Raw genomic sequence first — 23,454 nt, 5'->3', positions numbered from 1 at the left:
CGGAGTGGTGCTCATCCGCGCGGGGACGGTGGCGGGGGCAGGGAGCTTCAGCGCGAGGGGCCTGTCGGTGGGGCCCACGACTCAGGGGGGAGACGATGGGGCGGGAGGAGGCGGCGCGGGAGGCGTCATCTCCCTGCGGTCCGCTGGGGAGCTGGCTTGCGGCGCCGCGGAGGCCTCGGGCGGAGCGGGCGGAGACACTGTGCATCCCTCCTTCCTGATGGGGCCCGGGGGAGGAGGCGGCGGTGGCTTCGTCTTCCTGCAGGGCGAGCCCCTCTCGTGTCCCGTCACAGTCCTTGCGGGTTCGCCTGGGCGCTCGATGTCAACGGGCGACAGCCGGGGAGCGGGACCGGCCAGCACCGACAGCGGGAGCTCCTACGGCAGCGACCAGTCCATTCCCATCGCCCTGCGGGTGCCAGCGACGCCCACAGTGACGCAGCCGGCGAATGGAGCGGTCGGCGTGGCGCTTCGCCCCCGTTTCGAGGGCGTGGCCGAGCCGGGCGTCATGGTTCAGCTCTTCCTGGATGGAGTGCCATATGTGAGGTTGGCCGCGGGGGGCACGCTCGGAGACTTCGCCTATGGGGCCGTCGCGGATCTCTCGCCAGGCCCGCACGAGCTGCGCGCCTCCGCCGAGGTCTTCGGCATCCGCAGCCCCCTCTCCGAGCCCAGCCGCTTCGACGTCGTGGCACCGGCCGATGGAGGCGTGCCCGACGGCGGTGTGGCTGATGGCGGTGTGGCTGATGGCGGCATCGGTGCAGGGCCCATCGTGGTCTCTCCCGCGGAGGGCGAGCAGGTCGATCCCACCCCTCTGGTTGCGGGGACGAGCGCGAGTGGCGTCTCGATCAGCCTCCAGGTGGATGGAGTCGAGGTGGCCCGCGTGCCGTTGGACGGGGCGGGCCGCTTCTACTACACGCTCACGGCGGCACAGGCGCTTGCGCCCGGTGAGCACTCCGTCACCGCCCAGGCGTGGGACGCCCAGGGCAATCCGGGCCTCTCCTCGCGGACCACGACCTTCGAGGTGCTGGAACCCGCGGAGCTCGACGTGGCCTGCGGGTGCGGGGCCTCTCCGGGTGTGGGGCTGGGAGCCGTGGCGCTGCTGTTGGCGGCGGGGTTCGTGCGAAGGCGCCACCATGACCGTGTTGAGCCGCAGCGCCCCCTTGTTGAATGAAAGGACGTGCCCATGGGCCTTCGAACTTTCTTCGGGCTCCTGCTCCTCCTCTCCTCCTGTGCGACGACGGAGCCGCGCCCGAGTGAAGTGGTGGCCCAGCACCCGAGGATCGCCAATCTTCAGAGGGCGGCAGCGCTGCCCTGGAGGGACGATGGGCGGTGTGTGGCCCAAGAGGCCGCCCAGCCCTGGCCGGTGGTGGTGGAGAGGTGCTTTCACGCGCTCGACACGGGCGGGGTCCGTTTCAACGATACCGTGGGGGTATGCCCGGGATTGGGCAGGGACTGGTTTCCCCCGAGCCCCCCGAGTCCCGGGAGCCGCGAGAGCACCGCCCGGAGTGCACCCCCAGACGGGTGCCGCCCAAGGGTGGACACCCCTTCCATAACGAATGCGCCGATAACATTCCGCTCAACGCCTTCCGTGGCGCCAACGCGCTCGTCAACGGCAAGGCCTTCGACGCGCTGCAACCTCCCACGCGCACTCTCTGGGAGGTCAAGACCGACAACTTCGACACGTACACGGACGCCCTTCAAGACATTGTGATCGCGAGTCAGGGGCCGAAGTTGCGGAGCGAGCGCGACCTTGCGAGGGCCTGCGGGTTTGACTTCCGAGTCGGGGTGCGCAGCGCTGCGCACAAAGCCGAACTTGAGAACGCGTACCCGGATCTCCAGGGACTCATCGTTGTCATGGACTGGTGTTGAGATGACGGCCAAGCGACGAATTACCATCATCGTCTACGCGCCTGCGCTCGTGGGCGAAGATGGCCGCCCTTTGGCCGTTGTTCATTCCATGGAACGCGCGCTCCCAGGCCTGCGCCTGGGGTGGGCGATTTCTGACGAGGGGCAATTCATCCCACTGCCGCAGCGCGAGGCATGGCTCGCCCGAGGGAGGCCGGAAGGGGGATTTCCGCTCGTTTGCAACGGCAACGAGAGCTACCTCGTGTCGCTTAACGGAACGGAAACCTCGGCGGGCAGCTCGCCGGGCGGTCAGGCCCAGTTTGAAGTCCATGCAAACCTGCGTCTGCCCGCAGACGACATCGCGGTGGCAGTGGATGTGCTGGAGGGCGTGGGGGAGGGCGCACGCGCGTTCTGGGGGCATGCGACGCCGTTCAGTGCGGGGGTGGATATCGCGCGCCAGACGAAAAACTGGGCGGCGAATCCGCAGCCTCCACCACGCGGGCTCCCGGCGCTCAAGCTCCCGTGGGACATCCGCTCGCCCGAGGTTCCGCATCGACTCGGGTGGCTGAACTACTGGTCGGCCGCTGCCGCTCGGGCCATCGGGTTTCCGGACCCTGCGCGCGACGCGGACCTGCTCTCTCGGGCGCGGCAGACAGCGATGGGTGGGTGGGTTGTTCGGCTCACGGAGGTGCCGCTGGATCTCGACAACCCCGCGCACCTGGACGCGCTCTTGAGCGCCTATGAGCGCTTCCCGGAGATTGGCGGACGCGTCACTCCGCGCTGAGGGTCGCTGCTGCGCGTCTCTTGGCTTTGCCACTGAAGCAAGGCAGGGCGAGGGGACTCCAGGGACCAGCCTCGGAGGAGGGCCGCGGCGGGGGCTCGGGGAGCAGCCCCCGCCACAGTGCTTACGGGCAGATCTCGCGATCGTTCAGCGGGTTGATGTGGCCCTCGGCGTTGCCCGTGAACGACTTGGCGTACATGCCACCATCCCAGCTCCCGTTGCTGAAGTTCACATGGGCGTAGGGCGCCAGCACCGTGCCCCAGAAGCCGAAGCCCTGGGCGTTGATGCGGGTGGTGTCCACGAAGTTGAAGAGCACGCCGTGCTGGTCGATGCCGCCGCTGAAGTGGATGCCGAAGCCGCCGAAGTTGGCCGTGGCGCCACGGATGTTGACCACCACGAAGGAGCCGGCCGGCGCGTCGATGGACCAGAGCACCGCGCCGTTGAAGGCGCTGGCGTTCACGTCGAAGACGTTCACGTTCGCGCTCGTGCCGCGCATCATCACGCCGCCCCAGTTCTCGCGCGTCGTCGTGCCGTTGGACGCGTGGCTATCCAGCTGCGAGGACAGGCTGCGCAGCTCGGCGAACCGGGCCGCGAAGTTGATGGGGTTGCCCTGCGCCACGGTACCCCGCGGGTAGACGACGCTCGGGTTGGTGCTGAAGGTGCCACCGTACCGGGTGTCACCCCAGACGGCGCCGCGCGAGAGGGTCAGGTTGCCACCGGCCACCAGGGTGTTGGAGATGTTGGTGTCCGGCAGGCCCGAGCCCACCGCGAAGTCCGTCATGGTGATGTTGCCGCCCGCCGCCACCTTGCCCACCACGTCGTGGCCCCCGTTGTAGTCCTCGAGCAGGAACAGGTTGTAGCCGTCCAGGTCGACGTTGACGCAGGTGGCGCAGGAGCCCACGGTGAGCATGCGGACCGCGGTGCCCACGTTGCCCGAGGCGTCCGCCACGCGGTAGGTGACGGAGTATGTGCCGGGCCGGGTCTGGTCCAGGTTGGTGGTAGAGGTGACGCTCGCCGTCAGATCCCCGGCGCAGGCGTCGGTGGCCAAGGCGCCCGGATCCACATAGGGCGCGCCGTTGCACTGGATGGCGGAGGGGCCGGAGCGCGGCTGGATCTGCGGGGCCTGGGTGTCGCGGACCGTCACCGCCCGGCCGCCCGTGGCGGTGGAGCCAGAGGGATCCGTCACCGAGTAGCTCACGGCGTAGGAGCCCGGCGCGCCGGAGTTGACCGTGCTGGAGGTGACGATGGCGGAGGTCAGGTTGCCGGCGCAGACGTCCGTGGCCGTGGCGCCCGCATCGGTGTAGGCCGTGCCGCACTCGACCTGCGCGTTGAGCGAGCCAAGGACCGTGAGGGACGGCGCCAGCGTGTCGCTGACGTTCACCTGACGGGCGAGGGTCGGAGCGCTCCGGCCCGCGGGATCCGCGACGTTGTAGAGCAGCGTATAGGCGCCCGGCACCTGGTGGTTCACCGAGCCCGTGCGCTGGATGCGGTTCGTGACATCCCCGAAGCACGCGTCCTGGGCCACGGCGCCCGGGTCCGTGTGGGGCGTGCCGCACTCCAGCGCATGGCTGGCAGGACCGAGGAGGGACAGCGTGGGGGGCGCACTATCATTCACCGACACCGTCCGGACGATGGCCGAGGTGGTTGTGTTCCCCGACGGATCCCTCACGCTGTAGGCGATGGAGAAGGTGCCCGGCTGGCCCGGGTTGCCCACCTGGGTCGCCTGGATGGCGGAGGTCAGGTTGCCGGCGCAGACGTCGTTGGCCGTGGCGCCGGGATCCACGTAGGCCGAGCCGCACTCGAACGTGTCATGGAGCGGGCCGAGGACGGTGATGGACGGCGCCAGCGTGTCGCGGACCGTCAGCGTGCGGGTCGTCGAGGCGCTGTGGCCACGGCCGTCATTCGCGCTGTAGGTGAGCGTGTGGGGCCCCAGCACCCGGCTGTCCACCGTGCCGGTCTTCGTGACGATCACCGGGCCCACGCACTGGTCATGGGCCACGGCACCCGAGTCGTGGAACGTCGAGCCGCACTCGAGGGGCATGGTGGCCGGGCCGTTGAGCGTGAGGGTGGGAGGCAGCGTGTCGCTCACCGTCACCGTGCGCTGGCTGGTCGTGCCGCCCATGTTGCCCGAGGGATCCCGTGCCGAGTAGATGAGGTTGTAGGTGCCCGGCCAGGTGGTGTTGACCGAGCCGCTGGTCGTCACGGGCACGGAGCTGGCGCACGTGTCGTTCGCCGTGGCGCCCGGATCCGTGTACGTGCCACCGCACTCCGCCGTCTGGTTCAGCGCACCGACGACGGTGATGGTGGGCCGGGTCGTGTCCACCACATTGACCGTGCGGCTCGCCGAGCCCTGGTTCCCGGATGCGTCCGTCGCGCTGTAGGTCAGCCCATAGCTGGCGGGCTGCCCCATATTCACCGTGCCCGTCCTCACGACGGACAGCGGGCCCTCGCAGATGTCGTTCGCGGTGGCACCAGGGTCCTGGTACACGCCGGTGCGGTTGCACTCCTGGGCAACGAGGGCCAGGCCGTTGAGGGTGACCGTCGGCGCCACCTGGTCCACCACGGTCACCACACCCGTGCACGAGGCCGTGTGGTTCGCCCGATCCCTGCAGGTCAGGGTCACCGTCGTGTTGCCCGCAGGGTACGGACCGGCGGGGCTCTGCGTGCAGTCCAGCAGATCGTTGTCCGGGTCATAGGACCCGTTGTCGACGTAGGCGTCGACGCCACAGGTGTACTCCGCCACCACCGTCACGTTCTGGCAGAGCGCGTGCGGAGGGTTGCTGGGAGGCGGCGGGAGGTTGGGAACCCGGCAGAACGCGCTGCAGGTGCCGATGTTACCGGAGGCGTCCTGGGTGCGGCCGTTGTAGGCGCCCTCGTCGCACTCCTCACCGAAGATCGCGTCCACGACGCCGTCGCCGCACCAGTTCCGCCGGCAGGAGTACGAGCAGCTGTTGAGCGGATCCTGCCCCGGCATGATGGGCTGGCCGTTCATGAAGTCACCCAGATCGCACTCCTCACCGGAGGGGACCGGGTCCATGCCGCAGCCGGCCGCCAGGGGCGAGGTGCCGCGCGCGAGGACGTAGGGCGTGCCCGCGAAGAACGTCTCGGCGTCCGGCTCCACGAGGAAGTCCGAGAAGAGCTGCTCGCCAGGGATCGAGCTCCCAGAGGAGCCCTGCGCGACCGCCACGAAGGAGAAGTTGCGGTTCGGGTAGGAGGTGAACACCGAGCGCGCCGCGCACCCGTCGCCGATGAGCATCGGATCCTCCAGGCCGTCGGAGAGCAGGGGAGTGCTCGTCGTGAAGACATGGCCCGAGCTGGCGCAGCCCGGCACGCCCTGCACCTTGAAGGTGCCGAAGGGCTCCAGCAGCGTCACCACGGTGTCGGCGGGGGCGCTCTGGTAGGCGCAGCCCAGCGCGATGTACATGCCCGTGCGCCTGTACTGCGAGTTGAGGACGAACCGGATCGCCTTCTCCACCAGCTGCGGCGTGTGGTTGCTGGTCGGGTCCGTGCTGATCACGGCCACGTCGCCGTCGACGATGGCGCCCCACGTGGCGCGGGTGTCCACCGCGGCCTGGAACGCGGCCGTGCCGCTCTGGCACGCCGCATCGCCGATGATGAGGGCCTTGTACGACATGAACTCCTGGACCGTCTTGCTCCGCCACTGCTCCGGCGACGCGAACTCGATCGAGGTCGCGGGCGACAGGGCGGCCACGGCCTGCGCCTCACGGCTCTGACGCTCGCCTGCCACACTGCTGCTCAGGACCAGCACCTTGTTGGCGCTGACGAGCACCTGCGCCCCGGAGCCAGGCGTCAGCTCCGTCAGCTCGGACGACGACTCGTTCGACCGCTCACCGGGCTCCTCTCCACAGGAGAGGGCGGTCAGCGCGGCAAGCAGCAGGACGGCTCTCGAAACGGAACGTGGTGTCATCTGACTTCCCCGGAGGTGCTGGACTCCGACAGGTCCAGCCGAGACAGGGAAAGCATGACTTCTTTCGTGAACAGTAGCAAGCGAAAAGTTCACGAGGGCTGTATGTGTGAGTCCTGGGCTTACCCGTCTGTTCGGGCGGGATCCGCTTGTTGATAAGGAGGCAGGGCTCCCGTAAGAGGCGCACCGACATATGGCGATGAACGAGCGTTACGAGCCGCAGACGATCGAAGGAAAGTGGCAGATCCGCTGGGAAGAGGCGGGCGTGTTCCGGGCGGGCACCCGGCCTGGGGCGCCGAAGAAGTACATCCTCGAGATGCTGCCGTACCCCAGCGGGAAGATGCACATGGGGCACGTGCGCAACTACCTGATCGGGGATGTGTACGCGCGCTACTTCCGGATGAAGGGCCATGACGTGCTGCACCCCATGGGGTGGGACGCGTTTGGCCTGCCGGCGGAGAACGCGGCCATCAAGGACGGCGTGCACCCGGCGGTGAGGACGCAGGAGAACATCGACTCGTTCAAGGCGGAGATCCGCTCGCTGGGCTACAGCTACGACTGGGCGCGGGAGCTCAACACCAGCCAGCCCGAGTACTACCGGTGGAACCAGTGGTTCTTCATCCAGATGCTGGAGCGCGGGCTGGTGTACCGCCGCTTCAGCAAGGTGAACTGGTGCACCGGCTGCCACACCGTCATCGCCAACGAGCAGGTGAAGGACGGCACGTGCGAGCGCTGTGACTCGCCGGTGGTGGACAAGGAGATGCCCGAGTGGGCGTTCCGGATCACCCGGGACTCGCAGGCGCTGCTGGACGGGCTGGACAAGCTGAAGGAGTGGCCCGAGCGCATCACCAGCATGCAGCGCAACTGGATCGGCCGCTCGGAGGGCGCCGAGGCCGACTTCGCGGTGAAGGGCAGTGAGGAGAAGATCCGCGTCTTCACCACCCGCATCGACACCGTTTATGGCTGCACGTACGTGGTGCTGGCACCGGACCACCGGCTGGTGGCCAAGGTGACGACGCCGGAGCGCCGCGCCGAGGTGGAGGCCTTCGCCGCGAAGATGGCGGCCATCAGCAAGACGGACCGCACGGCGGAGGGTGCCACCAAGGAAGGCGTCTTCACGGGCGCCTCCGCGATCAACCCCTTCACCGGGCAGCCGGTGCCCATCTGGATCGCCAACTTCGTGCTGTCCGACTACGGCACGGGCGCGGTGATGAGCGTGCCGGCGCACGACGCGCGGGACTTCGAGTTCGCGCGCAAGTACAGCCTGCCCATCCAGGTGGTGATCCAGCCGGCCAGCGGGGACAAGCTGCCCTCGGGCGACACGCTGGAGGCCGCGTTCACCGAGTACGGCGTGCTGGCGGACTCGGGCGAGTACTCCGGGCAGCCCTCGGAGGAGGCGCGCCGGAAGATGGCGGCGAAGCTGGAGGCCGAGGGCCGCGGCAAGGCCACGGTGACGTACCGGCAGAAGGACTGGGGCTTCAGCCGGCAGCGCTACTGGGGCACGCCCATCCCCATCGTCTACTGCGAGAAGTGCGATCCGGAGCGCCGCGGCATCCCCGTGCCCGTGGCGCAGCTGCCGGTGCGCCTGCCGGAGATCGACACCCAGGCGGTGCTGACGGGCAAGGGCGAGCCGCCGCTGGCCAAGGTGGCCTCGTGGGTGAACACCTCCTGCCCGAAGTGCGGAGGCCCTGCGCGCCGCGAGGCGGAGACGATGGACACCTTCGTCGACTCCTGCTGGTACTTCGCGCGCTACCTCTCGCCGAGGTACGACGCCGCGCCGTTTGATCCAGCGGAGGCCCAGCGCTGGCTGCCGGTGGACGTGTATGTGGGTGGCCCCGAGCACGCGGTGATGCACCTGCTGTACTTCCGCTTCTGGACCCGGGTGATGAAGGAGCTGGGCCTGTCGCCGGTGGACGAGCCCGTCACCCGCCTGGTCACCCAGGGCATCGTCAACGGTCCGGACGGCCGGAAGATGTCCAAGCGCTGGGGCAACGTGGTGACGCCCGCCACCATCGTGAAGAAGTACGGGGCGGACACGGCGCGCACCTACGTCCTGTTCGCGGGCCCGCCGGAGCGCGACTTCGACTGGTCCGACGCCCAGGTCGAGGGGGCCTTCCGCTTCCTGAAGCGCGTATGGATCCTGGCCGCCACGCATGAGGGCGTCGCTGGCGCCACGCACGCCGGACCCTTCGAGGGCAAGGCGCTGGAGATCCGCCGCGCTGCACACAAGGCCCTGAAGCGGGTAGGGGAGGCCATCGAGCGCCTGTCCTTCAACACGGCCATCGCCGGCATCATGGAGTACATCAACGCGCTCTACGCGGTGGGTACGCCCGAGACGCCCCAGGAGAAGGCCGCCATGGCCGAGGCCATGCGGCTGCTGGCCGTGGTGCTGACGCCCTTCGCCCCGCACATCGCAGACGAGGTGGCCGAGGTGTACGGCTCGAAGACGTTCACCGTGAACCAGGAGTGGCCAGCCTTCGAGCCGGCGCTGGTGGTGGATGACGAGATCCCTTACGCGGTGCAGGTCAACGGCAAGCTGCGTGCGGAGATCAAGGTGCCGGCGGAGGCGGCGGAGGCGGACGTGCGCGCCGCGGCCGAGGCGGACGAGCGGGTCAAGGCCGCCATGGTGGGCAAGACGGTGCGCAAGTTCGTCTTCGTCCCGAAGCGGTTGGTGAACTTCGTCGTCGGCTGATCGGAGGCCTGGGTGCCGACCGAAGTCCTCGTCATGTGCACGAGGTGCAGGAGGCCGCAGCCGGCCCGCGAGGGCCCCTGTGTGGCGTGCGGGGAGACCCTGCCAGAGGCACCGCTGCCCGCGGGAGCGGCACCGCAGGCGCCGTTTCTCTTGATGGAAGGGGGCGGGCACGCCATCTCGGGCGTGGACCGGCGGCTGACGTACCACGCGGAGGCCTCCGCGGCCCCCGTCGTCGTCGAGCTCGGCAAGCTCCAAGGCGTGGCGCTCGGCCGCCGCCTCTTCGTGGAGTCCCTGGCCTTGGTGCCGATCGCCCTCGTCCTCGCGCTCGTCGTCCCGTCCCTGAGGCCGGTGGCGGCAGTGCTCTCGGGGCTCGGGCTGCTCGGGGCCGTGCTGTGGCGTCGGTACTTCCTGGTGGTGAAGGCGGGTGGCGAGCGCCTCCAGTGGCCGCTGGGCCTGGTGAGGCTCGGCTCGGACCGGGCGCGCCTCCTGGATGCGTCCTGGACCGCGGCGGCTCAGGCCCTGGTCTCACGCGGTGTGGCGGTCCGCGATGGCCCTGGCGCGCTCGGCCCCAGCGCTTGACCGGCGATCGGGGCCCGCTACTGTGGGCGCCATGGCTCGGCTCTGTGCGGCGGTGGCGGCGGTGCTCGTGGCGGGACTGGGGTGTGGCTACCGCTTTGTGCCTCGAGACACGACGCTGCCCGAGGGTGTTCGCGCCGTCTGCGCCCCCGTCTTCCTAAACGAGACACCCGAGCCGGGCCTGGAGACCCTCTTCACCCGGGCGATGCGCCAGGAGCTGGTTCGCGTGGGGACGCTGGGGGATGGGGCCGTGTGCGAGGCCCGCCTCGAAGGCGTCGTGACGGGCGTGTACAGCTCACCCACCATCGTCACCGAGCCCACACCCGAGAGCCCCCCGCAACTGGCCAGCTACCGCGCCTTCGCGGAGGTGCGGCTGCGGCTGCTGAAGGACGAGCGGGTACTGGCGGAGACGAGCGTCTCCGGTACGGAGGACTACCTGCCGGGCAGCGGGGATGTCCTGGAAGCCGAGGCCAACCGCCAGGCCGCGCTCCACCGTCTCTCGGAGACGTTGATGCGCGAGGGCTACGAGCGGCTGGCCCGCAACTGGTGAAGCGCTCGGGGGCGCTCCGGCCCGCGGACTACTTGGCGGCCTTGGTGGCCTGCGCGGCCTTGGAGAGCCGGGCGATGCGGCGCGAGGCGTTGCGCGGGTGGATGACTCCCTTGGAGGCGGCCTTGTTCAGCGTGCGGATGGCGTCCTTCAGGGCGTCCCCGGTCTTCGCCGTATCCTTCGTGGCGATGGTCTCACGGGCCTTCTTCAGGGCGCCCTTCACCGAGGTGCGCACGGTGTTGTTGCGGGCGCGGCGCTTCAGGGCCTGACGGTTGCGCTTCTCTGCAGACTTGGTGTTCGCCAAGGTAATCTCCAACGGACAACTGTGGAAAAAGAGGGGGCCGTACCTACAGCGACGCCCCCCGAGCGTCAAGGTGCACGTTTTACACGGTGTATTCCCAGAGCAGTCCGGCCGGATCCCGGAAGCGGATCCGCTGGGGCTCGGCGCCCTGCACGGCCCCCGGGTGCGAGGCCTCCAGCGCGACCCGGAGCCGCTCTACCGCCCGGACGGATGGGGCCCCCAGGGTCAGTGAGGGCGCCGCTCCGGACAAGGAACCCGCGGCCGATCCGGGGGTGAACACCAGGCGCAGGGCCCCATCGCCATAGCAGGCCTCGCTCGGAGCTCCCCGCTCGGCCTGCCAGCCGATCAGCGGCGCCACGGCGTTCCAGAATGCCTCCTGGGCGGCGACGTCCGAAACGCAGAAGCGCAGCGAGGTGAGTGGGGCCCGGGGCAGGGAAGCGGGGGGCGGGAGGGCCTTCTCCGCCGCCTTGGCCGCCTGCCAGTGTCGCTCCATGTGCTCCAATGTAGCCTCACCCAGGGGGATGCCCTCGGCGCGGAGCGCGGACTCGATGTGCTGGAAGCGGGTGATGAAGCGGCGGCCGGCCATGCGCAGCGCATCCTCGGGCGGCGTCTTCAGGAAGCGGCCGAGGTTGGCCAGGGAGAAGAGGACATCGCCCAGCTCGTGCTCGAGCTCGTCGCGGTTGCCGGAGGCGATGGCCTCGTCCAGCTCCTGGAGCTCCTCGTAGAGCTTGGCGCGCACGCCAGCCACGTCCGGCCAGTCGAAGCCGATGCGGCTGGCCTTCTCGGTGAGCCGCTCGGCGCGCAGCAGGGCCGGGGCGGCCGTGGGGACGCCATCGAGCACCGAGCCCTCGCGGCCCGTCTTGCGCTTCTTCTCCTCGGCCTTGATCTTCTCCCAGTTGAAGAGCACCTCCTCGGAGCCCTTCACCTGGCCATCAGCAAAGACGTGGGGGTGGCGGCTGACGATCTTGTCGCTGATGGAGCGGCAGACATCCTCCATCGTGAACTCGCCCTTCTCCGCGGCCAGCTGGGCGTGGAAGACGATCTGGAAGAGCAGATCCCCCAGCTCCTCGCAGAGCGAGCGCCAGGGGCCGCCGTAGGCCACCCGGTCCATCTCGTCCAGCACCTCGAACGTCTCCTCGACGAGGTAGGGGCGCATCGAGCGCAGGTCCTGCTCCCGGTCCCACGGGCAGCCACCCTCGGCGCGCAGGCGCGCCATGATCCCGACCAGCCGCTCCAATTCCGCCCCGCTTGCACTCATGAGTGAACCAACCTCCAAATCCTCCGGCCTCTGCCTGGGCCTGCCTGCTTGATCCCTGGAAATGGCCGCCTACCCGGTAAGCCAGGGGGCGAGAGGGGTGGGATTGCTTTCGCAGTGAGGGCCCTCGCCTATCATCGAAGGTCCGGATGCCTCACTCCTTTTGTTACCGCCTCCTCCCGGTGCTCTTCTGCCTTGCGCTGCTCTCGGCGGTGAAGGCGAACGCGCAGATCGACATTCCCACTCCTCTCCAGGAGGTGGATCCCGACGTCGCGCCGTCCGATGACTCGGAGGAGGACGACTCGGTCTACGAGGACGAGGACCCGCCCCCGAGGAAGGGCTCGAAGAAGAAGCCCAAGGGCCGGGACCCGCAGGAGGAGGAAGAGGAGGAAGCCCAGGCGCCCGTGCCGGAGGAGAAGAAGCCGGCGACGCCCGCGGCGCCTCCCAGCACGCCGGAGGGGACTGCTGCTTCGGCGAAACCGGCGGAGGCTCCGACGCGTCCCCCGCCGCCGCCCCTGCTGGCGCCCCGTGTCTCGGACGCGGATCTGCTGGCTGTGTGGGAGCGCTGGAGGGAGGCGCGACAGAAGGGAGATGCCCAGGTGGCGGAGCAGAGCCGCAGGGATCTGCTGAAGCTGCGGGATGAGGTGTCCGCCACGGACTTCGACACCTTCAGCGTGAGCCTCTTGAGAGAGGCCCAGGAGAAGCTCAAGGCCAAGGATCACACCCGGGCGGTGCAGCTCTCCGAGGCCGCGGTGGCGCTCTCGCCGAACCTGCCCTATGCCCGCTTCGCGCTGGCGGATGCCTATGCGCGCAAGAACCTGGGAGCTGTGGGCAACTACGCGGGCGAGATCCAGGCGGGGCTTGGAGCGCTGGTGAGGGATCCCCGCTTCTGGCGGCCGGCGCTGGCGAACCTGGGGGCCATGGCGCTGCTGGCGCTGCTGGCCACGGGGGTGGCCGTGGTGGGCGTGCTCTTCGCGCGGCGCTTGCGCTACGTGCTGCACGACTTCCACCACCTCTTCCCGCGCGGCATGGGGCGCTTCCAGTCCATCGCGGTGGCGGCAGCGGTGCTCCTCACGCCCGTGCTGCTGCGGCTGGGCGTGGTGCCGGTGCTGATCGTCCTGTTCGCCGCGATGGCGCTCTACCTCACGATGACCGAGCGGGCCGTGGCGGCCGTGCTGCTGGCGCTGGTGGGGGCGATCCCCCTGGTGGCGGGCCAGATGGCCCACTTCACCGCCTTCGCGGGGACGGTGGCCGAGGACGTGTACCTGCTGGAGCGCGGTGGCTTCACCGGGGATGAGGCGGCGTCCCGGGTGCTCACGCGCCACGCGGCGAAGGAGGCCACCTTCGCGGAGCTGTTCGCCCTGGGGCGCTACCAGTCCCGCCGCGGACAGCTCGAGGATGCCGCCACGGCCTACAAGGCGGCGGCGGCCCTGAAGCAGCGCAACGCGCTGCTGCTCACCAACTACGGCAACGTGCTGCTGGCCTCTGGGGACATGGATGCCGCCACGCGCATCTACCAGGAGGCCCAACAGGCGGACTCCTCGCTCGCGGCCGCGCCCTACAACCTGGCGCTGCTCTACCGGCACCAGGCGCGAGGGCTGCCGGACGCCCAGGTGGGCGCCGCGCTGGAGCGCGCCCGACAGACCATGGAGGTGGCCCAGCGGCTGGACTCCTCTCTCGTGGGGCGGGATGTGCCTCCGGACGATCGCCTCCTGGTGAACCTGCTGCTGCTGTCGCCGAACCTGCCCTCCTCCGACATGATGTCCCTGGCGGTTGGGACGGCCACGAGCGAGCGCGTCGAGACCCAGCTCGACCGCCTGCTGTTGGGGACCACGGGCACGGCGGCGCGGATCTACCCCGCGGTCTTCGCGCTGCTCTTCTTCCTGTGGGGCTATGCGCGCGATCGGCTCCAGGCCTCGAAGTCCTGCGACAAGTGTGGGCGCCCGGTGTGCCGCCGGTGTGATCCCGACCTGGGGATGGGCGCCTTCATGTGCAGCCAGTGCACCAACGTCTTCGCCCGCAAGGGGGTGGTGCCAGAGGCGCTGCGCGCCCGCAAGCAGGCCGAGGTGCAGCGTCACCAGACGTGGATGGGACGGCTGGCCCTGGCGCTCGGGGCGCTGGTGTCCGGCGCCGGCCACGTCTTCTCCGGGCTGCCCATCCGCGGCGCGGTCTACACCTTCCTCTTCCTGCTGGCTCTGGCCGCCGTGCTCCTGCGCGATGGCGTGTTCCGGGCCCCCTATGGCGAGGCGCCGGTGTACCTCAAGCTGCTGCCCGTCGCCCTGCTCATCCTCCCCCTCTATCTCCTGTCGCTGCGCGGGCTGCGCAAGCGCCAGGCGGAGTAGGCCCGCAACCCCATGGCTCTCCAGGGAACCCTCAAGGACTTCGGAATCGCGGACATCCTGCAGCTCATTGGCCAGCAGCAGAAGACAGGGCAGCTCTGCCTGGCCAACAAGGAGCAGGAGGTCAACATCTTCTTCAAGGACGGCAACATCGCCCGGGTGGAGAGCGTCACCCGCAAGAAGAAGGATCTCATCGGCAACATGCTCGTCCGCGCCGAGATCATCACCGAGGCCCAGCTCGAAGAGTCCCTGGAGACGCAGCGCCGCACCCTCAAGCGGCTAGGAGATGTCCTCGTCTCCAGCGGGGCGATCACCGCCGATCGCTTCAAGAAGATGATGCAGCTGCAGGCCACGGAGACGATCTACCGGCTCTTCAGCTGGGACGCGGGCACCTACGAGTTCAAGGCCGAGCCCGTCGAGAACGACTCGGAGGCCATCACCCCGCTGCGTGCCGAGTCGGTGCTGATGGAAGGCTTCCGGATGGTCGATGAGTGGCCGGTGATCCGCAGGAGGATCAACCGGCACGAGATGACCTTCGAGACCCTCAAGCCGCTGCCTCCGCCCGTCCACAAGGAGGAGGATCTCGACGCCGCGTTCGACGACGCCTTCTCGGAGAAGAAGAAGGACGAGAACAAGGGCGACTTCAAGTCGGTGGGAGACTCGGAGCGCGCTGTCTACGAGAAGGTCGCCCCTGGCCGCGATGTCCGGAAGCTGATCGACGTGTGCTGTCTGGGCGAGTTCGAGACCTGCAAGGCCCTGCTCAACCTCATCAACCTCGAGTACATCCGGCCGCTCACGGGGGATGGCCGAGGCCCCAGCACCGAGCGCAACGGCGTGCTGCAGAAGGTGGGGCACGGCCTGGGCAACCTGGGAGCCAGCATGGCCGCCCTGGGCGCGATCGTCTTCGTGGTGGCCCAGCTCTCGGGCGTTGTCTCCCTGGCCAGCTCGCCTGCCTCCACGTTCTCCGATCCTGCGGCCCAGCGCTTCATCTCTCGGGCCCAAGTCAAGCGGATAGAGGCCGCGCTGGAGGTTTTCCGGCTGGAGAAGGGCGAGCTGCCGGAGAAGCTGGATGCGCTGGTGGAAGCGCAGCTGTTGAAGCCGGAAGAGCTGCGCTACCCCTGGCGGGAGCAGTACTATTACCGGCGGCTGGCTGCTCGGGAGTTCGTGCTCCTGCCTCCCTTGCAATAGCCAGCCCGCCTGCCTCCCTTTCCCGGGTCAGGGGCCGACGTTACGTTCAGTCCGGGACTGTTTGAGTCGAATGGAGGAACGGACCTCTTTGAGAAACCCTGCCACGTTGGAAGCTCCTGCCGTCCGCCCCACCTCTGCCAAGGTCGATGTCCAGGACAACGCGACCGCCCTGGCCCTCTGCGGCAACCAGAACGAGAACCTGAAGCTCATGGAGCGCCGCCTCGGCGTGCGCGTGGGACAGCGCGGCACCGAGCTGCACCTGTCCGGCCCCGCTGATGCGGTGGCCTTCTCCGTGCGCCTCGTCGAGAACCTCGTGGAGATGATTCGCGCCGGCCGCTCCGTGTACCGGGAGGACGTGGAGCAGGCCATCAAGGTGCTGGGCCGCGGCGGCGCCGAGACCCTCGGTGAGGTGATGCTGGGCCCCGTCCTCAAGAGCTCGGGCAACCGGCAGATCGCCCCCAAGAGCATTGCCCAGAAGCGCTACGTGGAGGCCATCCGCGCCTACGACATCGTCTTTGGTGTCGGTCCGGCGGGTACGGGAAAGACCTACCTGGCCATGGCCATGGCGGTGGCCTTCCTGCAGGAGCGGAAGGTCAAGCGCATCATCCTGGCGCGGCCGGCCGTGGAGGCGGGCGAGAAGCTGGGCTTCCTGCCGGGCGATCTGGCGGAGAAGGTGAACCCGTACCTGCGCCCCCTGTATGACGCGCTGCACGACATGATGGCGGGCGACCGTGCCACGCAGCTGCTGGAGCAGGGCGTCATCGAAGTGGCTCCGCTGGCCTTCATGCGCGGCCGGACGCTCAATGACGCCTTCGTCATCCTCGATGAGGCGCAGAACACCACCGTCGAGCAGATGAAGATGTTCCTCACGCGCCTGGGCTACAACAGCAAGGCCGTCGTGACAGGTGACGTGACCCAGGTAGACCTGCCGGTGGGGAAGATGTCCGGCCTGAACCACGCCCGGGCCATCCTCAAGAACATCGAAGGCATCTGCTTCTCTGAGTTCACGGAGGTGGATGTGGTACGCCACCCCCTGGTTCAGGAGGTCATCCGGGCCTACGAGCGGTTCGAGGCCTCCAAGTCCGTGACGGCCAAGGAGCAGGCGGCCCGGGAGGCGCAGGACCCCGTCGAGCCGGAGACGCCGGAAGTGGAAGAGCCCATCGCCACGTGATTTCAGGAGGTTGGCCGTGAGGCCAGCCTTCGAGCAAGCAAGGAAGAGGGCGGGAAAAGCCCTGCGTCCTTGATAGGGCGGTCAAGGCTTGCGTAGGGTCGGGGGTTCCATGGCCGAACCGGAACCCTCCTCCCCCAGGCCGAGCCCCCTGGACGCGCTCATGCGCCGTCTAGGTCTGGGCGACAAATCCTGGGGCCGCCGCCTGAGCCTCATCGCGCTGCTGCTCGGGGTGTCGGTGGCTGCCGGGTTCGTCATCTCTCCGGGGCTCTACAGCCAGCAGATCCCCGCCCTCACCGACGAGTCTCTGGGCAAGCCCTTCCGGGCCAACTCACCCGCCGGCTTCAAGGCCGCGCGGGACTACGAGATCATCCACAGCGCCATGACGGAGCAGCGGCGCCAGGAGGCCCGCAACTCCGTCCTCCCTGTGTATGACCTGAACCCGGCCGTCGTGGACCAGATCCGCGGCTCGGTGAAGTTGGCCTTCTCGGAGATGCGGGTGCGCCTGGCCACAAAGGCCGCCGAAGAGAGCCGCTTGAGTGAGGAAGGGGAGGGAGAGGTACGCAAGGAGGGGGAGGGGCGGAAGGAGGGCAAGGCGACGCAGGCGCCCAAGGTGAAGAAGCCGGTGACGCCGCTTCCGACGCCAGAGGAGCTGGAGCGCCTGCGCAAGGAGCGCGAGGCGCTGCAGGGGGACTTCCAGGAGCTGTTGTTCCGCCAGCGGGACACGGCGGTGGAGGTGGAGGACTTCCAGGCGCTGCTGGCCAACGGGTTCTCGGAGGAGGCCGAGGCGGCGACGCTGGTGCTGTTGGAGCGCGCGTATGGCTCGGAGCGAGGGCCGCTCTTCATCGCCGGCTCGCGCGAGGAGCTGACGCGCGAGGGCCCGGCAGGGATCACCGTCCGGGATGTGCGCCACAGCGGGGAGCAGACGCTGCCGGGCAACGCGGCGAACGTGATGGACACGCGCGAGGCGTACGCGGAGATGGACCGCTTCGCCTCCATCCCCGGCAACCTGCTGCCGGACGCGCCGGGCATGCAGCGCCGGGCGGTGCTGCGGCTGGCGAAGCGGCTGGTGCGCCCGGATCTGACCATCAACATCGCGGAGACGAACGCCCGGCGCCTGAAGGCGGCGGGGGCGGTGAAGGACGCCGTCCTCTCGATGAAGAAGGGGCAGCGAGTCATCGGTGACGGCGAGCTGGTGAACGAGACGCACCTGGTCATCCTCAAGGGGATGCGCTCGCAGACGGACCAGCTGGATCTGATCCAGCTTCAAGTCGGCGGCACGGGGCTGGTGGCGCTGCTGATCTCGGCGTCCTTCGTCTTCTGCCGCACGGCGTTCCGGCGGTTCCGGCCCACGCGCAAGGACGGGGTGCTGCTGGGGCTGCTGCTGGTGGTGATGCTAGGGCTGCTGCAGCTCTGGGTGTCCATCGCGGACGCGGTGCAGGATCGCTACACGGCGCTGCCCATCGAGGCGCTGTACTACGCCTTCCCGATGGCAGCGGGCGCGATGCTCGTGCGCTTCATCCTCTCCGAGGAGCTGGCGCTCTTCTTCGCCATCGTCCTGGCGTGCCTGGCGGGCGTGATGCTGGGCAACTCGCTGTCGTTCGGCGTGTACTCGGTGGTGGGGGCACTGGTGGCGGCCGACCGGATCACCAGGGCGCGGGATCGCGTGGGCATCTTCAAGGTGGGCTTGATCACCGGGGCGGTGAACCTGGTGGCCGTGCTGTGCCTCTTCATGGTGGAGGGCAAGGGGCTCACGGGGGAGACAGCGCTCACGGCGGTGTTCGCCTGCTTAGGCACGGCCATCGCGGTGCCGGTGATGGTGATGGCGCTCACGCCGCTGGTCGAGGCCATCTTCGGCTACGCCTCGGACATCAAGCTGCTGGAGCTGGCCAACCTGAACCATCCGGCCCTCAAGGAACTCATCGTCCAGGCGCCGGGCACGTACCACCACTCGATCATCATCGGGACGCTGGTGGAGAACGCGGCGGAGGCCATCGGCGCTAACCCGCTGCTGGCGCGCTCGTGCGCCTACTACCACGACATCGGAAAGGGCCGGAACCCGCTCTACTTCGGGGAGAACCAGAGGGGGGAGAACCGGCACGACTCACTGGCGCCGGCGATGAGCGCGGTGATCATCAAGCGGCACGTGACGGAGGGGCTGGAGATGGCGCGGCAGTACCGCCTGCCCAAGCTGGTGGCGGACGCCATTCCTCAGCACCACGGTACGCGGCTGGTGGGCTACTTCTTCCACAAGGCCGTCAAGGAGCAGGAGGGCAAGGAGAATCCCCAGCCCATCGACGAGAGCATCTACCGCTACCCCGGCCCCAAGCCCCAGTTCCGCGAGGCGGCGCTGGTGATGATCGCGGACGCGGTGGAGGCCTCCACGCGCGCCATGCCGGAGCCCACCAAGGCGAAGCTGCAGGCGCAGGTGCAGAAGATGATCAACCTCATCTTCTCCGAGGGGCAGCTGGATGAGTGTGACCTGACGCTGAAGGACCTGAACCTGATCGCCAACTCCTTCCTGCACACGCTCGAGGGCATCTACCACGCCCGCCCAGAGTACCCGGCTGGGGCGCTCGGAGGCGGTCCAAAGGGCGGCCCGCTCGTGGTGGCGTCCACGTCCAAGCAGGATGGCAAGGCCCGGAGCGCCTGAGGCCGTCCCCCAGAGGGTGGAGATTCGTGAGACTGCGCAAGGGAAAGCTCATCCCCCGCGAGGATGGCAAGCGCATCGAGGAGTTCATTGGCGCGGCCACCACGGGGAGTGCCTCGGTGTCCGTGGCGCGGATGCTGGCGCCGCCGGGCTGGTCCGAGCCCGCGCAGAAGCCCGAGTTCGACGAGGCCGTGCTGGTGCTGCGCGGCGAGCTGACGCTGGTTGTCGACGGCAAGCGCGAGCGCATCGCCGCGGGCGAGGTGGGGTGGGTGCAAAAGGGCCGGCGTGTCACCTACCGCAATGACGGGCAGGGGGCGTGTGACTACTGGTCCATCTGTGCACCGGCGTTCCGGCCCGAGCTGGCGCATGTCGAGGTCGTCGAGGAGGCGCTCCCGGCCAACGACGTCACCGTGCAAGTGGCGCACGCCCAGGGCGAGGCGCTGGCCCGGCCGCTCGCCTCGCTGGGGCGCACCTACATGGAGCGGCTGGAGCTCCACGGGTGCGAGCTGTCCCTCTCGCTGGTGGGGGACCGGGCCATCCGCCGGCTCAACCGCACCTGGCGCAAGAAGGACAAGGCCACGGACGTGCTGAGCTTCCCGGCGGGCGATCTGCCGCGCGGGACGCCGGGGCCCCGGCAGCTGGGGGACGTGGTCATCTCGCTGGACACGGCGAAGCGGCAGGCCAAGGAGTACGGCCGGACGCTGGAGGCGGAGGTGGAGCGCTACCTCGCGCACGGCCTGCTGCACCTGCTCGGGCATGACCACGAGCGCCCCCAGGAGGCCCGGAAGATGGCGGCCCTGGAGGAGAAGCTGCTCGGGGAAGGCGGCATGGTGGCCGACGCGGTGCGTGCCAGCCGCGCCCGGCGGCTTGTCTGACAGTCGGGCGAACCTCTCCGTTGTGTCGCGCGACGCGCATGATAGGTAGGTGTGCCTCCAGTTGTTGGACGGAACATGCCCCGCTCTGCGCCATTGATTGCCTGCCTGCTCGGCCTGCTGCTCGTCGCGGCTCCCGCCCATGCGGCCCCACCTGCACCCTGGGGTACGGGGGAGAGCAAGGGCGAGGACCTGGCCATCTCGCTGGTGACGTTCAGCCCTGGCGATGATGTGGCCTCGTGGTGGGGGCACGGCTCGCTCGTGGTGGAGGACCGGCGCCTGGGCGCGGCGCGCCTCTACAACTACGGGATGTTCTCCTTCGACTCGACCATGCTCGGGCGCTACGCCATGGGGCGGCTCGAGTTCTGGGTGGCCGAGGCAGGCCCCTCGGGCACCTACCGCTACTACCGGGCGATGAACCGCGATGTGCGCCTCCAGGAGCTGAACCTGACGCCTGCGCAGCGCGTGGAGATCGGCCGCCTGCTTGCGGACAACGTCCTGCCGCAGAACCGGGAGTACCTCTACCACCACTACAACGACAACTGCGTCACCCGGCTCCGGGACATGATCGACCGGGCCGTGGGCGGGCAGCTCCGGCAGGCCGCCGCCGCCCCCGGGCGCATGACGTTGCGCGAGCACACGCGCCGCTACACCGCGGTCAGCCCTCCGATGAGCGTGGTGCTCGACTTCCTGATGAACGACGAGATCGACCAGCCCATCACCCGCTGGGAGGAGGCCTTCCTCCCGGACGAGTTGGAGCGGCAGGTGGCCTCGCTCCAGGTGACGGGGCCGGACGGGCAGAAGGCGCCGCTCGTCGCGAAGAGCTGGGACTTCTTCAAGTCGGACCGGCCGCGTCCTCCTGAGGAGCCGCCGCGGTATGGGCCGTGGATGCTGCTCCTGGGGCTGGCCGTGGGCGGCAGCGCGGTGGGGCTGGCGTACTGGGGGCGGCGCGGGGCTCGGCTGCCGCGCGTGCTGCTGGGGCTGGAGCATGTACTCCTGGGGCTGGCGCTCGGAGTGCCGGGCTTGGTGCTGGCCATCATGTGGCTGTTCACCGATCACACGGTGGCGTTCCGCAATGAGAACCTCTTCCTGGCCAGCCCGCTGACGCTGGGGGTGGTGCCGCTGGGCATCGCGCTCGCCTGGGGCTCGGTGAAGGCGCGGGCCTGGCTGCGAGTCGTCTGGCTCGTGCTGGCGGGCCTTGGCGTGCTGGGGCTCCTGCTGAAGGTCATCCCCGTGTTCAACCAGGACAACTGGCGGCTCATCGCCTTCATCCTGCCCATCTCTCTGGGCTTCGCGGGCGCTTTCCACCTGGATCGGCTGCTGGAGCGGGCCTCCGCGGGAGGCCGTGAGCCGCGGCAGCAGCCCCTTCCTTCTTCCCTGAAGTCTCCCTAGCGCGCGGGTCGCGCGTTCAACGAGGATTGCACCATGGCGAACGACACGATGGAGAAGATCGGCAGCCTTCGGGAGCGCCTGCTCGCGCTCCGGGGGCATCTTTGACCTCGACCGCAAGAAGTCTCGCATCTCGCTGATCGAGCGTGACTCCACGCAGCCTGGCTTCTGGGACGACAACACCAAGGCGCAGGCGCTGCTGAAGGAGAAGTCGACGCTCGAGGCCAGTGTGGCGGCGTTCGACAAGACGCTGCGCGGCCTGGACGACGCGCAGACGCTGCTGGAGCTGGCCCAGGAGGCCAACGACGAGGCCAGCGCCCAGGAGGCGGAGGGTTCGCTGGCGGGGCTGGAGGCGGAGGTCGCCAGGCTGGAGCTGGCGCGGATGCTCTCCGGAGAGTTCGACCGCAGCAACTGCTTCATGGACATCAACGCGGGGGCCGGCGGCACGGACAGCATGGACTGGGCCGCCATGCTGATGCGCATGTACACCCGCTTCTGCGAGCAGCGCGGCTGGGAGGTGGAAGTCAGCGACATGGTCGCGGGCGAGGAGGCGGGCTTCAAGAACGTCTCGCTGCACATCAAGGGCGAGTACGCCTACGGCTACCTCAAGGCGGAGATCGGGGTGCACCGGCTGGTGCGCATCAGCCCCTTCGACGCGAACGCGCGGCGGCAGACAGCCTTCGCCTCGGTGGACGTGTACCCGGAGGTGGACGACTCCATCAAGATCGACATCCCGGAGAAGGAGTACGAGCTGAAGTTCATCCGGGGCGGCGGCGCGGGCGGCCAGAAGGTGAACAAGACTTCGTCCACGGCTCAGCTGCGCCACCTGCCCACCGGCATCTTGATCACATGCCAGACGGAGCGCTCGCAGTCGGCCAACAAGGACATGGCCTTCAAGATCCTGCGCGCGCGCCTGTACGAGCTGGAGCTCAAGAAGCGCGAGGCCGAGCGCGACGCGGCGGAGGCGCAGAAGAAGGACATCTCCTTCGGCTCGCAGATCCGCAGCTATGTGCTGGCGCCGTATCGGATGGTGAAGGACCTGCGCACCGGGGTGGAGACGGGCAACGTGGACTCGGTGCTGGACGGAAGCCTGGATCAGTTCATCACCCCACAGCTGCTGGGAGTGAAGAACCCCAACCGCAGCGCCGCCGTGGACTGAGCAAGCCCCTGGGAACCTTCTCGCGGCCCGGCTGTCCAAGGGTCCGCGGGGCAGCCGGAGCCGGTGTAGTAGGCTCGGAGGGGTGCCCTGGGAGCCGGTCCACGGAGGGCACAGGTGTCTTCGAGCGAGCTGCTCGACATGGGGCAGGAGGCAACGGTGACGGCCAGGGTGCCGGACGGGGAGGGTGATCGTCTGCTCCTGGCGCGGCTGCGCCGGGGCGAGCCCGAGGCCTTCGAGGTGCTCGTTCGCGAGCACCAGGACCGGGTCTACGACTTCTGCCTGCGCATGCTGGCCGACCGGGAGGAGGCGAACGATCTCGTCCAGGAGATCTTCGTCAGCGTCCACCAGAACGTGGGCAAGTTCCGCGAGGACGCCAAGCTCTCCACCTGGATCTTCCGCATCAGCAAGAACCAGTGCATCAACCGCCTCAAGTACCTGAAGCGCCGAGGGCGTGGCCGCTCGGATGAGTATGGGGAAGTAGGCGAAGATGTGTTATTGGGCGCAATGGGCGCACCCCAGACTCCAGATGCGGCGTTGGATTCGGCGCGGGAGCGGGCGCGGGTGCAGTGGGCGATCGGGCAGCTGGAGCCGGACGCGAGGATGTTGGTCGCGCTGCGAGACATCGAGGGTCTGAGTTACGAGGAGATCATCGAGATCACGGAGCTGGCGGAGGGGACGGTGAAGAGCCGGTTGCACCGGGCGAGAGAAAAGCTGGCGGACTTGCTGGGGCGGCTTGAGGAATGAGGGGACTTCAGCGGAGACTGATGGACGTG

At 68.9% G+C, this 23,454-nt stretch carries 17 protein-coding genes; 14 read left to right on the top strand and 3 right to left on the bottom strand.

Annotation, left to right across the window (positions count from 1 at the left end; genetic code table 11):
* The 3 genes from VD972_RS23695 to VD972_RS23685 form a co-directional block, all read left to right on the top strand.
* Nucleotides 1-1,165, top strand: a 1,165-nt coding sequence (locus VD972_RS23695; RefSeq protein WP_324990646.1) for an MYXO-CTERM sorting domain-containing protein, incomplete at its 5' end; no start/stop codon positions are given.
* Between the two features lie 350 nt (nucleotides 1,166-1,515).
* Nucleotides 1,516-1,863: a DUF6310 domain-containing protein gene (locus VD972_RS23690; RefSeq protein WP_324990644.1), complete on the top strand. Its 348-nt coding sequence runs from the start codon at nucleotides 1,516-1,518 to the stop codon at nucleotides 1,861-1,863.
* 1 nt (nucleotide 1,864) lies between these two features.
* Nucleotides 1,865-2,623 carry a DUF5953 family protein gene (locus VD972_RS23685; protein ID WP_324990643.1) on the top strand — a complete coding sequence of 253 codons (759 nt, stop codon included), beginning with the start codon at nucleotides 1,865-1,867 and terminating at the stop codon, nucleotides 2,621-2,623.
* A 121-nt stretch (nucleotides 2,624-2,744) separates the two neighbouring features.
* Here VD972_RS23685 and VD972_RS23680 read toward each other — a convergent pair whose 3' ends face one another.
* Nucleotides 2,745-6,548 carry an immunoglobulin-like domain-containing protein gene (locus VD972_RS23680; protein WP_324990641.1) on the bottom strand — a complete coding sequence of 1,268 codons (3,804 nt, stop codon included), beginning with the start codon at nucleotides 6,546-6,548 and terminating at the stop codon, nucleotides 2,745-2,747.
* Between the two features lie 190 nt (nucleotides 6,549-6,738).
* Here VD972_RS23680 and leuS point away from each other — a divergent pair, with 190 nt between their 5' ends.
* From leuS to lptE, 3 genes are read left to right on the top strand one after another with little or no spacing between them, the layout of a single operon-like run.
* Nucleotides 6,739-9,237 carry a leucine--tRNA ligase gene (gene leuS, locus VD972_RS23675; RefSeq protein ID WP_324990640.1) on the top strand — a complete coding sequence of 833 codons (2,499 nt, stop codon included), beginning with the start codon at nucleotides 6,739-6,741 and terminating at the stop codon, nucleotides 9,235-9,237.
* A 12-nt stretch (nucleotides 9,238-9,249) separates the two neighbouring features.
* Nucleotides 9,250-9,816: a hypothetical protein gene (locus VD972_RS23670; protein ID WP_324990638.1), complete on the top strand. Its 567-nt coding sequence runs from the start codon at nucleotides 9,250-9,252 to the stop codon at nucleotides 9,814-9,816.
* Nucleotides 9,817-9,847: 31 nt separating this feature from the next.
* Nucleotides 9,848-10,363, top strand: a complete 516-nt coding sequence (gene lptE, locus VD972_RS23665; protein WP_324990637.1) for an LPS assembly lipoprotein LptE — start codon at nucleotides 9,848-9,850, stop codon at nucleotides 10,361-10,363.
* A gap of 28 nt (nucleotides 10,364-10,391) precedes the next feature.
* On the opposite strand, the gene rpsT is transcribed toward lptE, so the two are convergent.
* Both rpsT and mazG read right to left on the bottom strand, forming a co-directional pair.
* Nucleotides 10,392-10,664 carry a 30S ribosomal protein S20 gene (gene rpsT / locus VD972_RS23660; RefSeq protein ID WP_324990635.1) on the bottom strand — a complete coding sequence of 91 codons (273 nt, stop codon included), beginning with the start codon at nucleotides 10,662-10,664 and terminating at the stop codon, nucleotides 10,392-10,394.
* A 79-nt stretch (nucleotides 10,665-10,743) separates the two neighbouring features.
* Nucleotides 10,744-11,919: a nucleoside triphosphate pyrophosphohydrolase gene (gene mazG / locus VD972_RS23655; RefSeq protein WP_324990633.1), complete on the bottom strand. Its 1,176-nt coding sequence runs from the start codon at nucleotides 11,917-11,919 to the stop codon at nucleotides 10,744-10,746.
* A 146-nt stretch (nucleotides 11,920-12,065) separates the two neighbouring features.
* Here mazG and VD972_RS23650 point away from each other — a divergent pair, with 146 nt between their 5' ends.
* From VD972_RS23650 to VD972_RS23615, 8 genes are all read left to right on the top strand, one after another.
* On the top strand, nucleotides 12,066-14,258 hold the full coding sequence (locus VD972_RS23650) for a hypothetical protein (protein ID WP_324990631.1): 2,193 nt from the start codon (nucleotides 12,066-12,068) through the stop codon (nucleotides 14,256-14,258).
* Nucleotides 14,259-14,270: 12 nt separating this feature from the next.
* On the top strand, nucleotides 14,271-15,443 hold the full coding sequence (locus tag VD972_RS23645) for a DUF4388 domain-containing protein (RefSeq protein WP_324990629.1): 1,173 nt from the start codon (nucleotides 14,271-14,273) through the stop codon (nucleotides 15,441-15,443).
* A gap of 88 nt (nucleotides 15,444-15,531) precedes the next feature.
* Nucleotides 15,532-16,614, top strand: coding sequence for a PhoH family protein (locus tag VD972_RS23640; protein ID WP_324990627.1), 1,083 nt, complete (start codon nucleotides 15,532-15,534; stop codon nucleotides 16,612-16,614).
* 109 nt (nucleotides 16,615-16,723) lie between these two features.
* Nucleotides 16,724-19,264: an HDIG domain-containing metalloprotein gene (locus VD972_RS23635; protein ID WP_324990625.1), complete on the top strand. Its 2,541-nt coding sequence runs from the start codon at nucleotides 16,724-16,726 to the stop codon at nucleotides 19,262-19,264.
* Nucleotides 19,265-19,290: 26 nt separating this feature from the next.
* Nucleotides 19,291-20,136 carry an rRNA maturation RNase YbeY gene (gene ybeY / locus VD972_RS23630; protein WP_324990623.1) on the top strand — a complete coding sequence of 282 codons (846 nt, stop codon included), beginning with the start codon at nucleotides 19,291-19,293 and terminating at the stop codon, nucleotides 20,134-20,136.
* A gap of 75 nt (nucleotides 20,137-20,211) precedes the next feature.
* Nucleotides 20,212-21,525, top strand: coding sequence for a DUF4105 domain-containing protein (locus VD972_RS23625; protein ID WP_324990621.1), 1,314 nt, complete (start codon nucleotides 20,212-20,214; stop codon nucleotides 21,523-21,525).
* A 33-nt stretch (nucleotides 21,526-21,558) separates the two neighbouring features.
* Nucleotides 21,559-22,681, top strand: a protein-coding gene (prfB, locus tag VD972_RS23620; protein WP_324990619.1) for a peptide chain release factor 2 whose coding sequence is annotated in 2 segments (ribosomal slippage) — nucleotides 21,559-21,627 and nucleotides 21,629-22,681 — 1,122 coding nt in all. Because the reading frame shifts where the segments join, the coding sequence is not laid out codon by codon here.
* A gap of 114 nt (nucleotides 22,682-22,795) precedes the next feature.
* Nucleotides 22,796-23,425: an RNA polymerase sigma factor gene (locus VD972_RS23615; RefSeq protein WP_414654104.1), complete on the top strand. Its 630-nt coding sequence runs from the start codon at nucleotides 22,796-22,798 to the stop codon at nucleotides 23,423-23,425.
* The last annotated feature ends 29 nt before the right edge of the window (nucleotides 23,426-23,454 follow it).

Origin of the sequence: Hyalangium sp. (assembly GCF_035629615.1) — a bacterium.
Lineage (GTDB): Bacteria > Myxococcota > Myxococcia > Myxococcales > Myxococcaceae > Hyalangium.
This window is presented reverse-complemented; position numbering and strand designations above follow the sequence as displayed.